The organism is Streptomyces sp. NPDC001450 (assembly GCF_053597295.1).
In genome coordinates this window covers 93,390-107,271 of sequence record NZ_JBSFHY010000017.1, presented here as the reverse complement: position 1 = coordinate 107,271, position 13,882 = coordinate 93,390, and the positions used below count along the sequence as shown (strand labels likewise).

The 13,882-nt window shown below is 73.2% G+C and carries 13 protein-coding genes and 1 pseudogene; 5 read left to right on the top strand and 9 right to left on the bottom strand.

Translation table 11 applies throughout. The features are described from left to right. Positions 1 to 140: 140 nt before the first annotated feature. Positions 141 to 383 (top strand): annotated as a pseudogene (locus ACWC5O_RS20540) (nitrate reductase); the annotation flags it as partial. Here the strand turns inward: ACWC5O_RS20540 and ACWC5O_RS20535 are convergent. Continuing rightward, positions 365 to 1,483, bottom strand: coding sequence for a glycoside hydrolase family 6 protein (locus ACWC5O_RS20535; protein ID WP_450588849.1), 1,119 nt, complete (start codon positions 1,481 to 1,483; stop codon positions 365 to 367). The pseudogene ACWC5O_RS20540 and the gene ACWC5O_RS20535 sit on opposite strands and share 19 nt — an antisense overlap. Before the next feature lie 575 nt (positions 1,484 to 2,058). Between ACWC5O_RS20535 and ACWC5O_RS20530 the strand changes: the two genes are divergently transcribed. Beyond that, positions 2,059 to 2,745 (top strand): DUF5995 family protein, encoded by a 687-nt coding sequence (locus ACWC5O_RS20530; protein ID WP_450588745.1) that lies wholly within the window; start codon positions 2,059 to 2,061, stop codon positions 2,743 to 2,745. A gap of 96 nt (positions 2,746 to 2,841) precedes the next feature. Continuing rightward, positions 2,842 to 3,771, top strand: a complete 930-nt coding sequence (locus ACWC5O_RS20525; protein ID WP_450588743.1) for an LLM class F420-dependent oxidoreductase — start codon at positions 2,842 to 2,844, stop codon at positions 3,769 to 3,771. A gap of 33 nt (positions 3,772 to 3,804) precedes the next feature. On the opposite strand, the gene ACWC5O_RS20520 is transcribed toward ACWC5O_RS20525, so the two are convergent. Together ACWC5O_RS20520 and ACWC5O_RS20515 are read right to left on the bottom strand one after the other, a co-directional pair. Continuing rightward, positions 3,805 to 5,502, bottom strand: a complete 1,698-nt coding sequence (locus ACWC5O_RS20520) for a flavin monoamine oxidase family protein (RefSeq protein WP_450588742.1) — start codon at positions 5,500 to 5,502, stop codon at positions 3,805 to 3,807. A 73-nt stretch (positions 5,503 to 5,575) separates the two neighbouring features. Beyond that, positions 5,576 to 6,364, bottom strand: a complete 789-nt coding sequence (locus tag ACWC5O_RS20515; protein ID WP_450588740.1) for a carbon-nitrogen hydrolase family protein — start codon at positions 6,362 to 6,364, stop codon at positions 5,576 to 5,578. A 305-nt stretch (positions 6,365 to 6,669) separates the two neighbouring features. Between ACWC5O_RS20515 and ACWC5O_RS20510 the strand changes: the two genes are divergently transcribed. Beyond that, a complete protein-coding gene (locus ACWC5O_RS20510; RefSeq protein ID WP_450588738.1) occupies positions 6,670 to 7,221 on the top strand; it encodes a Repetin in 552 nt (183 codons plus the stop codon). Here ACWC5O_RS20510 and ACWC5O_RS20505 read toward each other — a convergent pair. Continuing rightward, a complete protein-coding gene (locus ACWC5O_RS20505; RefSeq protein ID WP_450588736.1) occupies positions 7,190 to 7,675 on the bottom strand; it encodes a zinc-binding dehydrogenase in 486 nt (161 codons plus the stop codon). The genes ACWC5O_RS20510 and ACWC5O_RS20505 overlap by 32 nt on opposite strands. A 49-nt stretch (positions 7,676 to 7,724) precedes the next feature. Then, a complete protein-coding gene (locus ACWC5O_RS20500; RefSeq protein WP_450588734.1) occupies positions 7,725 to 8,147 on the bottom strand; it encodes a hypothetical protein in 423 nt (140 codons plus the stop codon). Positions 8,148 to 8,268: 121 nt separating this feature from the next. On the opposite strand from ACWC5O_RS20500, the gene ACWC5O_RS20495 reads away from it, so the two are divergent. Next, positions 8,269 to 9,138, top strand: coding sequence for a helix-turn-helix domain-containing protein (locus ACWC5O_RS20495; protein WP_450588732.1), 870 nt, complete (start codon positions 8,269 to 8,271; stop codon positions 9,136 to 9,138). Here the strand turns inward: ACWC5O_RS20495 and ACWC5O_RS20490 are convergent. From ACWC5O_RS20490 to ACWC5O_RS20475, 4 genes are all read right to left on the bottom strand, one after another. Beyond that, positions 9,074 to 9,457 carry a DUF742 domain-containing protein gene (locus ACWC5O_RS20490; protein ID WP_450588731.1) on the bottom strand — a complete coding sequence of 128 codons (384 nt, stop codon included), beginning with the start codon at positions 9,455 to 9,457 and terminating at the stop codon, positions 9,074 to 9,076. The genes ACWC5O_RS20495 and ACWC5O_RS20490 overlap by 65 nt on opposite strands. 7 nt (positions 9,458 to 9,464) lie before the next feature. Further along, positions 9,465 to 9,902, bottom strand: coding sequence for a roadblock/LC7 domain-containing protein (locus ACWC5O_RS20485; RefSeq protein WP_450588729.1), 438 nt, complete (start codon positions 9,900 to 9,902; stop codon positions 9,465 to 9,467). Beyond that, a complete protein-coding gene (locus ACWC5O_RS20480) occupies positions 9,892 to 12,315 on the bottom strand; it encodes a nitrate- and nitrite sensing domain-containing protein (protein WP_450588727.1) in 2,424 nt (807 codons plus the stop codon). The genes ACWC5O_RS20485 and ACWC5O_RS20480 overlap by 11 nt, the downstream gene beginning before the upstream one ends. 100 nt (positions 12,316 to 12,415) lie before the next feature. Beyond that, positions 12,416 to 13,882 carry an HAD-IA family hydrolase gene (locus tag ACWC5O_RS20475; RefSeq protein WP_450588725.1) on the bottom strand — a complete coding sequence of 489 codons (1,467 nt, stop codon included), beginning with the start codon at positions 13,880 to 13,882 and terminating at the stop codon, positions 12,416 to 12,418.

Below are 13,882 nucleotides of genomic sequence, written 5' to 3'. Positions count from 1 at the left end.
TCATGAATAGGACCGTGCGAGCGTAGAGCGGCCAGGTACCCGTGACAATGGTCCAGACCGTCTTCACGCACAGAGAAAGCGAAAACCCACCATGGACCTCGGCGTGCGCTGGAATCTGCACGGTGACGGGCGCACACCCGCTGCGCAACCCGCTGAACCTGGTCCCGGCGGCCGCGGGCATCGTCGTCGGCGTCGGCAACGTCTCCATGAAGTTCAGCGAGAACTTCACCCTGAGCGGCATCGCGCTGGGCACCCTGGTCGTCATCACCGGGTACCACGCCCTGGGCGCCTTCGCGCCGGCCCACCTCAAGCCGCAGGAGCCACTGCTGGACGAGGGCACGTCCACGTACGACGAGGAGGACGGTCAGCGCGCCAAGTCGTAGGCGTACGACGGCGTGAACGTCCCGGCCGCGCCCCGGCAGCCGTCGGACTCCCCCGGCAGCTTCACCCACAGGTAGGCGTCGATGCGGGCCTCGCCCGTGGTCAGGGTCGGTGGCCGGCCGATCCTCCGCCCCGCCGGGTCGCACCACTGGCCGTCGGGCGGTGCGCCGTTGCCGTTGCGGCTGGTGTCGATGACCGCGCCGAGGCTCGCGGGGCTGCCGAGGGCGTCGAGGACCTGCCGGTCGTAGGCGATCTCGTCGGCGGTGGTTCGGAAGTTGGAGACGTTGCTGAAGATGCCGTCGGCGGCGTCGGCTCCCGCCTGTTTCAGGAGGGCGGCCTGCTTGGCGGGCGGGTTCCAGCCGGAGTGGCCGGCGTCGTAGTAGACCCGCGCGCGTGGGTTCGCTGCCTTCAGGGCCCGGCCCGCGCGGGCCAGCGAGGCGAAGCGGGCGGCCCGGTCCGCGTCCGAGAGACAGCCGGACTGGGCGATCGAGTCCGGCTCCAGGACCACGATCGCCTCCCCCGAGCCCAGCCCCCGGGCGAAGGCGTCGATCCAGGCGTCGTAGGCCGCGAGGTCCGGCGCCCCGCCCCGGGAGGCGCCACCGCAGTCGCGGTCGGGGATCGCGTACGGCACGAGCACCGGGACCCGGCCCTGCGCCGCCGCACCCGCGGTGACCGCACGCACCTGGGCGGCGATGGTGTCCGGGCTGTACTCGGCGAACCACACCGCGGCCGGCTGATCGGCGATCCGGGACGAGATGATTGCGGTGCGCGGGTCGCCGGGGTGGGCGCGGACCCAGTCCATCACCTGGGAGTCGGGGTGGCGGTAGAGGCGGGGGGTCATGGCGCCGGTCCGCTGCTTCCTCTCGGTGCGGGTCGCGGTGGGGCCGGGGTCCGGCGGCTCCGGCTCCTTCGCCTCCGCCGCGGGAGTCCGCGTGGTCCTCGACGAGGAGGGCGACGGCGCGGGTAGGGCGGGTCGGGGCGCGGGGCGCGGGGTGTGGGTCACCTCGGGCCGGGCCTGGCCGGAGCCCCGGCGGTGGTCCAGCGCCGAGATCATCCCGGTCACGGTACCGACCAGGGTGACCACCGAGGCCACCACGACCATCGCCGCACGCCTACGGGCCCGCCTGCGCGCGGCCCGCCGCGCGGCCAGCCGCCGAGTACGTAAGCCTGACACGGTCTCGCTCCCCCTCCACACGTGCGATGCCGCTCCGCTCTTCCGACGCGGTGCCGCTCCCGTCCTTCCCGCGCGGTGCCGCCCTCGCCCCTCCCACGCGGTGCCGCTCCCGTCCTTCCCGGACCGTGCCGCCCTCGCCCCTCCCACGCGGTGCCGCTCCCGTCCTTCCCGGACCGTGCCGCCCTCGCCCCTCCCACGCGGTGCCGCTCCCGTCCTTCCCGGACCGTGCCGCCCTCGCCCCTCCCACGCGGTGCCACCCTCGCCCCTCCCGCGCGGTGCCGCCCTCGCCCCTCCCGCGCGGTGCCACCCTCGCCCCTCCCACGCGGTGCCACCCTCGCCCCTCCCGGGCTATGCCGCTCCCGCCTTACCCGCGCGAAGTCACCCCGCCCCTCCCGCGAAGTCGCCCCACCCTTCCCGCACGATGCCCCCCCGCATTACCCCGTTCCGGCGAAGCCTGGGGACGGTCGGTGCGTGGGGTGGGGCAAGGCTGGGACCCTTCCCCCATGGCGCAGTCGGAACACCTCAGTACGCCCGTCGACGCCGTGGTCGCGCGGATGCGTGTCCTCGACGCGGAGTTGCCCGAGCGGGACGGGGTCGCCGTGTTCAACCGCGTCTACCTCGCCGTCACCGAGGAGGTCGACCGGCGCTTGGACGCCGGGGAGTTCCCGGACCGGCGGGCGGCGTCCGCGCTGGACGTGCGGTTCGCCGAGCGGTATCTGGCGGCGGTCGACGCGGTGGAGCGGGACCGCCGTCCACCCGCCTGCTGGCGGCCCCTGTTCCAGTTCCGCCGCCATCCCGGGGTACGGCCGCTGCAGTTCGCGCTCGCGGGCATCAACGCGCACATCGGGCACGATCTGGCGCTCGCCGTGGTGGACACCTGCCGTACGCTCCGCTGCGAACCGGCCGACCTGGAGGACGAGTTCGAGCGCGTGGGCGACCTCCTCGTCTCGCTGGAGGAGCGCATCCGCGAGGATCTGATGCCGGGCCCCGACCTGCTGCAGATCGCCGACCCGATCACCCATCTGCTGGGCTCCTGGAGCCTGGAGCGGGCGCGGGACGCGACCTGGACGGCGGCCCGGGCCCTGTGGGCGCTGCGCCGCTGCGAGGACGTCGTGGAGGAGTTCACCGAGCGCCTCGACGCGGCGGTCGGCTTCGCGGGCCGCATGCTGCTCACCCCGCTGGCCGACTGACCTGGCCGGATCCGGCCCATGGGCGAGCCTCCTGCGGAACTGCCCCGCCCTCGCCCTACGTTGACGGTTCAACACCCAGCGCAGAGGAGCAGCGGTATGGCGACCCGGCTCGGCCTGAGTCTTCCCCAGATGCAGCAGTACTCCCTCGGCAAGGACGTGCCCGACGTGGCGCGCGCCGCCGAGGAGATCGGTTACGACAGCCTGTGGGTCTTCGAGCGAGCCCTGTTCCCGGAGCCCGCCTCCCAGGGCCTGTACGGCATCGAGGGCCTGCCCTGGCCCGACCAGTACCGGAACGTGGCGGACCCGCTGGTCACCCTCACCCTGGCGGCCGCGGCCACCGAGCGGGCCCGGCTCGGCTCCAGCGTGCTGGTCGCTCCGCTGCACATCCCGTTCCAGCTCGCCAAGACCCTCGCCTCGCTGGACGCGGCGAGCGGCGGCCGGGTGATCGCGGGCTTCGGCACCGGCTGGTCGCTGGACGAGTACGCAGCCGCGGGCGTCCGGCCGATCGCGGAGCGCGGCAAGGTGCTCGACGAGATCATCGAGGTGTGCCGGGCGGTGTGGGGTCCCGACCCGGTGCGCTACGACGGCCGTATCACCAAGATCGAGTCCGCCGTGGTCGGGCCCAAACCCGCCCGGCCCATCCCCATCCTGCTGGCCGCGAGCAACAAGAAGGCGCTGACCCGGCTCGTGGACCACGCGGACGGCTGGCTTCCGGTGGGCATGGGCGTGGAGCAGATCGCAGCGCAGTGGCAGCAGTTGCAGCAGCTGGCGGCCGAGCGCGGCCGCACGGAGCCGATCCAGACAGTGCTGAGGGTGAACTGCGTCCGCCTGCCCAAGGCGTACGAGGGCGCGGACCGCCGGCCCTTCCAGGGCGACGTCGACCAGATCGTCGAGGACCTGGTGGCGCACGCGCAGATCGGCCTGGAGGAGATCCTCGTCGACCTCCAGGGCACCGCGCGAGACGCCGAGGAGCTCAAGGACGTCGCCGCCGAGGTGTTTGAAAAGGCGCGGACGGCCGGAGTCTGAGCCCGGCCGCCCGCGCCTTGGTCCGATTCCCGGTCAGTCCTCGGGAAGCTCCACCGGGGCGATCTCGTCGTAGACGTCACCCGGGCCCGGGTTGGCCGCGTCGGTCTCGCCGCCGAAGTGGTGCATGACGCCCCAGACCGCGTTCAGCGCGGTCTGGATCGCGCCCTCCGCCCAGCCGGCCGTCCAGGAGATGTCGTCGCCGGCGAGGAAGATGCCCCGCTTGTCCTCGGGCAGCCGGTCCTGCATGAAGTGCGTGAACAGGCGCCGCTGGTAGCGGTAGTGGCCGGGCAGGTTGGCCTTGAACGCGCCCATGAAGTAGGGCTCGTTCTCCCAGGAGACGGTCACCGGGTTGCCGATGATGTGCTTCCTGATGTCGACCTTCGGGTAGATCTCGCCGAGCGACTTCAGCATGACCTCCATCCGCTCGTTCGCGGACAGGGGCAGCCACTTCAGGCTGTCGTCGCACCAGGTGTAGGACAGGCAGATCACGGCGGGCTTGTCCGGGCCGTCGTCGAGCAGGTAGGTGCCGCGGGTCATGCGGTCGGTGAGCGTCATCGACATGACGTCCCGGCCCGTCTCCTCGTCCTTGTCCAGCCAGAACGGCCGGTCGACCGGCACGAACAGCTTCGAGGACTCCATGTAGTGGGTGCGCTCGATCGCGGTCCAGTGGTCGATCGGGAAGAGCGAGTCGTCACAGGCGATCTTGGACAGCAGCATCCAGGACTGGGCGGTGAAGACGGCCGCCTTGTAGGTGCGGATGTCGCCGTTCGCGTCCGTCACCGTGATCTGGTTGCCCGCGGTGCGGTGCAGCCGGGTCACGGCCGGCTTCGGCTCGCCGTCCACATGCAGGGACTTCAGCGAGGTGCCGTAGGGCCAGTGGACGATCTTCTCGGGCTCGCGCTCCCACAGGCGCAGCGGCAGCTGCTGGGAGCCGCCGACGATGCCGCGGTGGTGGTCGTCGGCCTCGGTGTAGACGACCCGCAGGATCTCCAGGATCGAGTTCGGGAAGTCGGTGTCCCAGCCGCCGGTGCCGAAGCCGACCTGGCCGAAGATCTCGCGGTGCCGGAAGGACTTGAAGGCCTCGGAGTCGCAGAGGAAGCCGTAGAAGGTCTGGTTGTCGAGCTTCTCGACCAGCTTCGCCCAGATCTCGCGGATGCGCGGGACGTCGCGCTCACGCATGGCGCGGTTCATGTCGGAGAAGTCGGCGCCCTCGTCGAGGCACTTGTTCCAGGCCTCGGCGACGTCCCGGTACACCTGGGGCAGGTCGTCGATCGTCTCGGCGTAGTGCGACTCGCCCTTGAGGTCCACGACGGTGGACGGGGTGGCCTCGGCCAGCGGGTTCGGGAAGGCCTTGGTCTCCAGGCCCACCATGTCGATGTAGTGCTGCAGGGCGGTGGAGGACGGCGGGAAGCGCATCGCGCCCAGCTCGCAGCCCAGCGACTCGTCGCAGCCGTCGAAGCCGACGGTGCGCAGCCGGCCGCCGAGCTGGTCGGCCTCGTAGACGACGGGCTTGAGGCCCATCTTCATCAGCTCGTAGGCGGCCACGATGCCGGACAGGCCGCCACCGATGACGGCGACCTCGGTGCCGTGCTCGGTCGCCGGGATCTGGCCGAGCCCCGCCGGGTGGGCGAGGAAGTCGTCGTAGGCGTAGGGGAAGTCCGGGCCGAACATGGTGATCGGCGGCTGCTGCTCGTCGGCGTGCTCGACGGCGTTGGGCACCGTGGACGTCATGGGGTACGGACTCCTTGCGCGGGGGTGGGGCGGGGAAGGCTCGGGTGGGGTGAGGCGGGGCGGACTCGGGGGGTCAGACCAGGGACCTGTACAGGCCGGGGCGGCGGTCCTGCAAGTACGGGTTGGCCTCGCGGGAGGCGGCCAGGAAGGCGGGGTCGCCGTCGGCGAACACCAGCTCCTCGCCGCGGCCGGCGCGGGTGCGGGCGATGCCGTCGGGGCCGGCGAGGACGGACAGTCCGACGAACTCGAACTCGCCCTCGGGGCCGACGCGGTTGACGTACGCGACGTACATCTGGTTCTCCCAGGCCCGCACCGGCACGAGGGACTCGGCGACGAACTGGAAGGGGTGCATCTGCGCCGTCGGCACGATCAGCAGGTCGGTGCCGGCCAGCGCGTGGGCGCGGACGTTCTCCGGGAACTCGACGTCGTAGCAGATCATCAGGCCGACGGTCAGGCCGTTCAGCTCGGCCTGGACGACCGGCTGCTCGCCCGGCGTGAAGTGGTCGCGCTCGAAGCAGCCGAAGAGGTGGGTCTTGCGGTAGTTCGCGAGCCGGGTGCCGTCGGCGGAGATCAGCTGGGCGGAGTTGTAGACGGTCTCGCCGTCGCGCTCCGGGTAGCCGTAGACGATGGCCAGGCCGTGCCGGACGGCGATCTCGGCGATCGCGTCGGCGCAGTCGCCGTCGGCGGGCTCGGCGAGGCGGCCGATGGCGTCGCCGATCGCGTAACCGGTGAGGAACATCTCCGGAGCGGCCAGCAGCGCGGCGCCCGCGGCGGCGGCGCGGCCCGCGGCCTCGTCGAGGACCTTGAGGTTCTCGGCGATCGAGCCGGGGCGGCCGGAGCTCTGGAGCAGTGCGGTGCGCATGCGGGTTCCTCACCGGAAAGGGGGGTTTTGGGGCCACAAAAAAGGTACGGTCGGCGCGCTCGGCCGGACAAGCGGGAGCCGTTGCGCGCCGGTGCGTGGTTTGTTGCGTGGCAGGGGGGTCGGGCGGCGATTCGTTGCGCGCCCCGAGGCGGGGTTCCCCTCCACCCGGAGACGCAGGTCACGGCGGGACTTCCCCGCCGGACGGGGGAGGCGGGATGCCGCCCGCGGAGCGATGCGCCGACGGCCCGCCGCCGGGAGAGTGGTGAGCGTTCAGTTCACACGCTTGACCTGCGGAAAGGACCGTCATGCAGCGTCGTACGAGGATCGCCGCCATCACCTGTGCCGTCGCCCTGCTGATCACCGCCGGGACGGCGGGCGCGGCTGTGGCCTCGGGAGCCGGGATGCACCATCCCCAGCGTGAGGCCGCCGCGCTCACCGGCAAGGCCAAGCTGTACCGGTCGGCAGGGGACGACATCACCTTCTCCTTCGACGCACATCTGGCGGCGCAGGACACAAGGAACCCGCGGAAGGCCACCGGAACGTTCGCGTTCAGCCACTACCTGCACGGGCAGGGCGCCTGGGCCGAGGCGAAGGTGGACTGCCTGGTCACCGGCGGGAAGGTCGCCGTCGTCTCCGGCGTGATCACGGCCTCGGACCTGCCGGGGGCCAAGGGCAGGCGGGTCGGCGTCACGGTCCACGACCTCGGACGGCACGACCGGCTGGGGTACAGCTGGGCGGGGGTCGGCAGCCCCACGGACACCAAGGACCTGCCGCCGTGCGTGTCGTCGGCCCCCTTCGAGAAGGTGAAGCAGGGCACGGGCGACTTCAGGGTCGTCCCGTGGAACCCGGCGCTGTGAGGGTCACCCGACGCCGATGACCACCTTTCCGAGCGGGCTCGCCGTCTCGTAGTACCTCGAAGGGGAACACCCGGTCGACCACCGGTCGCAGCCGGTGCGCGGCGATGGCGTCGTTCATGGCGGTGAACTGGGCGCGGCTGCCCACGGCCACCGCGCGGACGGTGGCGGCGGCACCGAACAGCAGCCGGGGGTCGAGCGGAGACCAGTCGCCGCAGACGGATCCGACGAGGGCGACATGCCCGTCGACGGCGACCGACCTCAGCGACTGGTTCAGCGTCCCGGCGGTGTCGACGACACGGTCGACACCCCGCCCGCCGGTCTGCTCCCGGACGGCGCTGTGCCAGTCCGGGACGTCGCGGTAATCGACGACCGCGTCGGCCCCCAGTTCGCGCAGGCGCGCCGCCTTGGCCGGGCTGCCGGTCGTGGCGATCACTCGCGCGTCCGTCCAGGCCACCGCCGGAGCCGAGGTGATAGCTGCGTACCGTGGAAGGGATCACCGCCGGTCACCCCTCGATGAACTGGTAGTCGCCGACGATGCGGCCGTCGGGGCCGAGCACGAGGATCTCCAGGCCCACCCCGGCGACCTCCCCGCCGTCCCTGGGCGTCATCTCCCAATGGAACTTGACGACGTCGTGGAGCCGGTCGGCGTCGTCGCGCGAGCGGAAGACGAAGGCGCCGGGCGCGACGAACTCCTCGTGGGCGCGCGCCACCCGGAGCTCCAGCGCCTCGTGCCCGCGTGCCTCCAGGACGAGCCGGTCGAAGCCCAGCCCCTCGGCGGCCTGCACCAGCGCCTTGGGCGGCTGCAGCACATGGACCGCGTCGTCGGACCACAGGTCACGGATCGCGGTGCGGCGCCGCTCCGCGTCGGGTTCGTTCCAAACGGCGACGTACTTCTCGGTGAGGCGGCGGATGTCGGTGTCGGACATGGTCGTTCCCCTCGGTTGCGCAGGGCCGGTGTACGGCAACGACCCTGCTGCGCCGTGCGTACCTGCGGCAATTCCCCGCGGGGTATCGCCCGGTCGCGGCCGGGCGGGCTACACAGGAGACATGATCGGTGAATCGACCAGAGGCCCCTTCTGCGGCGCGTTGCGCGAGTGGCGCACCCGGCGGCGGGTCAGCCAGCTGGAGCTGGCCACGCGCGCCGGAACCACGCAGCGGCACGTCAGCTTCATCGAGAGCGGCCGGTCGGCCCCCGGCCGCTCGATGATCATCCGCCTGGCCGAGTCCCTGGAGGTGCCGATCCGCGAGCGCAACGAGCTGCTGCTCGCGGCCGGATTCGCACCGGTGTACCCGCAGAGCAGCCTGGACGACCCGCGGCTCGAACCGATCCGTACCGCGCTCGAACGGATCCTGGACGGCCATCTGCCGTACCCGGCGGTGGTCGTCGACCGGCACGGCGACCTCGTCTCGGCCAACGCCGCCTTCCACGCGATCATCGCCGGCGTGGCCCCGCACCTCCTCGTCCCGCCGGTGAGCGTCCCCCGGGTGCTGCTGCATCCGCAGGGCTTGGCGCCCCGCATCGTCAACCTGGAGCAGTGGGCGTGTCACATCGTCGACGCGGTCCGGGCCGAAAGCGCGCGCAACCCGGACGACCGGCTGCGGCGGCTGGTGGCCGACCTCGCCGAGCTGGCACCGGCGCGCCCGCGCGAGTCACCCGACCACCTCGGCTTCGCCGTACCGCTGCGGCTGCGGGCGCCCGATCCGGACGACGACCGCGAGCTGACGCTGATCACCACGCTCACGCACTTCGGCACGGCCACCGACGTCACGGTCGCCGAGCTGCGCCTCGAGGCCTTCCTGCCGGCGGACCAGCAGACCGCCGGGATGCTGACCGAACTCGTCGGCGCCGCGGCTACAGCTCCTTCAGCCGCTCCACGATCTCCCGCAGCAGCCCCGGATCGGCGGCCGGACCGCTGACCGGCAGGCGACGGGGCTCGTCGATGCGGATCAGACCGGCCTCCGCCAGGTCGCCGAGCAGGACCCGTACGACGGTCAGGGGCAGGTCGGCGTCCGCGGCGAGCTCGGCCACGGGGCGTGCGCCGCGGCGGATCAGGTGGAGCAGCGCGGCGCGGGCGTGGTCGAGTTCCGGGCGCGCCGCGCCGTCCGGCTCCAGGGCGGTGACCCGGGACATGAGGTCGATGGTGTGCCGGTCCGAGGGCCGGGTGCGGCCCCGGGTCACGGTGTAGGGACGGACCATCGACCCGGTCTCGTCCTCGTACCAGTGCTCGTCGCTCACCGCGGGATCAGGGGGCCGAGCGGGTGGCGGCGTCCAGATGGCGGCCGAGGCGGCGGACGAGCAGGGCCATCTCGTGGGCGAGCTGTCCCACGTCGGTCCGCGCCTCGCTCAGCACGGCGAGGCGGCTGCCGTGGCCGGCCGGGGTGATGAAGAGGTAGGCGTCCTCCAGCATGACCATGGTCTGCCGCACCTCCCCCGCCTCGAACCGCTCACCCGCCGAGCGGGCGAGGCCGTGGAAGCCGGAGCAGACGGCGGCCAGGTGCTCGATGTCCCGTCGGCGCATGCCCTCCGAGCAGCTGAGCGGCAGGCCGTCGGCGGTCAGCAGGACCGCCTGGCGGACATGGTCGGTCCGGGCCACGAGGTCGTCGAGCAACCAGCCGAGATCCGTGCCGGGCGTTCCGGCGGGCGGGACCGGGTTCTCGGGGGTCTCGTCGTCACCGTGCATCGTCGGTGTCCGTCCCTTCGTCGGCGTCGGTGGTCGCGTCGTCTGTGTCCGTGGTCGCCGGCAGGCCCTTACGGCCGCGGTCCAGGCCCCGCTGGAAGGCGCCGAAGATCGCCCGCATCTCCTCGGCGTCGACCTCGCGCCCGGGCTCCGTGTCACGGGGCGGCGGATCGTCGCGCAGCTCGCGGACGAGGGAGGCCTGACGGGTGCGGGTGGGCAGGGCGGGGGTGGGCGCCGGGTCGGGAGTGGCCACATGGTCGGGAGTGGCCACATGGTCGGGAGTGGCCTCGGGGTCGGGGGCGGCATCCGGTGCAGGGGCGTCCGGAGTACGGGGCTCGTGCGGTGAAGGCCCGGGTGCCGTGGCGGGCTGCGGCGTGGACCGCTTCCTGGTGGGCAGCTCCAGCACCGGCGCTCTCCGCTCGACCGGCATCGGCTGCTCGACCGGCATCGGCGGGTGCCCGGCCGGGTCCCGTCCCTCGGCTCCGGCGAACGGCGCGCCCGTCGGCTCGACCGCCGCCAGCACCCCCTCCGGGAGCAGCACCACCGCGGTCGTACCGCCGTACGGCGAGTCCCGCAGGTTCACCTCGATGCCGTGCCGGGCGGCGAGGCGGCCGACGACGTACAGGCCGAGCCGGTCGTGCCGGGTGGGGTCGAAGGCGTCGGGATCGGTGAGGGTGCGGTGGGCCTCCGCGCGCTGCTCGGCGTCGAGGCCGAGCCCGCGGTCGTCGATCTCCAGCACGAAGCCGCTGCCGACCCGCCCGGGGCGCAGGGTGACCTGGGTGTGCGGCGGTGAGAACGCCGTGGCGTTCTCCAGGAGTTCGGCGACGAGATGCACGACGTCGGCGACCGCGTCCGCCGCGACGCCGACCTCGGGCATCGGCGGCACCACCACGCGCGCGTAGTCCTCGATCTCGCTCACCGCCGAGGCGACGACGTCCGCGACCGGCACGGGCCTGCGCCAGCGGCGGCCGGGCGCCGAGCCGGAGAGGATGATCAGGCTCTCCGCGTGCCGGCGCATCCGGGTCGTCAGATGGTCGATGCGGAACAGCTGGCGCAGGACGTCCGGGTCGTCGGTGCGCCGCTCCAGCGTGTCGACGAGCTTCAGCTGCCGGTGCACCAGCGCCTGGTTGCGGCGCGCGATGTTGAGCAGCACCGCGAACAGGCCCCGGCGCAGGGTGGCCTGCCTGACGGCGGCCTCCACGGCGGCGAGCCGCGCGGTGTTGAAGGACCGGCCGACCTGGCCGATCTCGTCGTCCCTGATCTCGTCGGCGGCGAGCGGCGGCGCCTCGGCCAGCGCGTCCACCTGTTCGCCGGCGCTCAGCCTGCGCATCACGTCCGGAAGTTTCCGTGTGCTCAGCACGTCGGCCGCGTCCCGCAGGCTCTCCAGGCGCCGCGAGATGCGCCGCGCACCCCGCACCGCGAACCACAGGGACAGTGCGACGGCGGCCAGCCCGACCGCGCCGACGACGGCGGCCTTGGTCAGCTCGTGATAGGCGAGGTCCCGGCCGCGCGCCGCGGAGTTCTCGGCGGAGCGGGTGCACAGCTGCATGTAGCGCTTGACGGCCCGGTCGGAGGTCGTCCGCCAGGTGTCCGCCGCGACGGCCTGCCCGGCTCCCGCGGCTCCGGCCCGCAGCAGCGCGTCCTCGCCCCGCGTCAGCGAGCGGTAGAGGTCACCGCGCTGGAACTCCTCGAACAGGCCGCGCGAGTCGGCGGGCAGGTCCGGCACGTACGTCCGCTCGAAGACGCGCCGGTCCTCGATGGTGGCGGTGAGGGTGTCGTACTGCCGGTCGGTCAGGGTCCCGGCCGCCCGTGCCCCGGCGACCAGGGCGTCCTCCCGGGACACGAACTCCCGTACCCGCACCAGCTCGATGACGACCTGCGCCTCCCGGGCCAGCTGCCCGGCCTGGAGCGCGGTGAGCGTGGACTGCACGTCGAAGCCGGGCTCGACGAGCGCGCTGTACTCGTCGACCGCCTGGTCCCAGGTGATGTTCCTGGACAGCACGCGCTCGCGCAGCCCCTCCAGCTTCCCGGTGGCGGCGGTCATGGTGTCCAGAGCCTGCCGCTGCCGGTCCGTGAGCCGGCCGCGGTCCCCGTCCCGGACCGCGTGCCGCATGGCGTCGACGGCCCGGTCGGTACGGCGCTGCTGGCCGAGCAGGTCCCCCGCCGTGGCCGTGTCGAGGCGGGCGCCCAGGTAGGCGGCGGACATCCGGCGCTCGATCTGGATCTGCCCGATCGCGGTGTCCACGGGGGTGCCGAAGTCCTCGTACACCCCCTGGAGCCGGATCAGCGCGCGCAGTTCGGCGGTGACCGACACCATGGCGAAGCTCCACAGGGCCATCAGCGCGACGGCCGGGGTGAGAGCGAGCGCCACGATCCGCGCACGGACGGTGGTGGGACGGCCGACGGGCCAGCGCATGGGGTACCTGCCCGTGTTACCAGTCAGTAGCAGTGGAAAGTCCGGCACAACCTACGGGATCGCCACCTGGTCCGCAATGGTGACCTGCGGTAACCCTGGGTCACTTCCGAGGCAGTTCGAAGGTGGTCACGACGGCCGCGTGGTCCGAGGGCCAGTCGTTGCCCGCGACGTCGGGCCACGGGCGCGGGGCGCCGACGACCAGGGTCCGCGCGTCGCGCACGGTCAGGCCGCGGTGCAGGACGTAGTCGATCCGGTCCTGCGGTTCCGGGCGTCCGCTGCCGTCCTCGTGCACCGGGTGGATCGGCGACCAGGTGTGCCCGGGCTCGGCCACCGGGTCGGGGTGGGCCTCACGGTAGGAGTCGGCGAAGCCGGCGTCCGCCGCCGCCCGCGTCACCGGCCAGGCCACGTCCGGCCGGTCCAGGTGCGAGGGGCAGTTGAAGTCGCCGACGAGCACGGCCGGCACGCCGTCGGAGGACGACTCGGCGATCCGGTGCAGCGCGTCCCGCATCTGAGCGAGCCGTACGTCCTCGTGGGCGATCAGCTCGGGTGCGCCGAGCCCGTCGAAGGCGGCCTCGTAGGGCCCGTACGGCGTGTAGTGCAGGTGGGCCGTCCACACGTCGACCTCGTGGCCGGGCGCGACGTGGATCCGGACGCCGGCGGCGCCGTAGAAGCCGACGTCGGGGTCGCCGAAGCGGGCGGTGATCGGGTGCCGGCTGATGACGCCGAGGTTCTCCCCGGCCCGGTGGTGGTGCCAGCCGAGCGCCTCGGCCAGCTCCTGGGCGGCCGTACCGGCGGTCTCCTGGAGTCCGACGACGTCGGCGCCGCTCTCCAGGACGGCCTTGACCTGCTTGGCCCGGTGGTCGTCGACCTCGCTGCCGCCGAGCCACAGGTTCCAGCTCATGACGCTGAGTTCGGGCGCGATCATCCGGCGCAGTTCCTCGGGCGTGACGCCGGCGAGGCTGTCGCGCACGGTCCGCCCGGGTGCCGCGCCGATCGGCGCGAGGGACGGCACGGCGAGTACGGCGCACCCGGCGGCCTCGGCGGAGGCCACGCCGGTCTCGGTGTCCTCGACGGCCACGCAGGCCGCCGGGTCGACGTCGAGCGCCCGGCAGGCGGCGAGGTAGGGGTCGGGGGCCGGCTTGGTGCGGGCGGTGTCGTCGGCGGTGACGGAGACCGCGAACCGTCCGGCGCCGAGGGCGTCGAGCACGACGTCGGCGACCGCGCGCGGGGACGCGGTGACCAGGGCGGTCGGGACGCCGGCGGCGGCCAGCGCGTCCAGCAGGTCGAGCGCGCCGGGGCGGGGCACGATGCCGGTGCGGACGCGGGCGGCGAACTCCCGGTGCAACTCGGCCGCGAGATCGGCGTCGGCCCGGCCGGTGGCGGCGGCGAGCCAGGCGGCTGTGTGCTCGACCGCCCGGCCGAGCACCTCCGGCTGGTCGGCCTCGCTCAACGGGCGTCCGGCGACCTGCTCGACCGCCTCCCACCACAGCCGCTCGGTGTCGACGAGCGTGCCGTCCATGTCGAACAGAACAGCCTGTAGCGGGAGTTCGGGGGTGTGGGCGGTCAC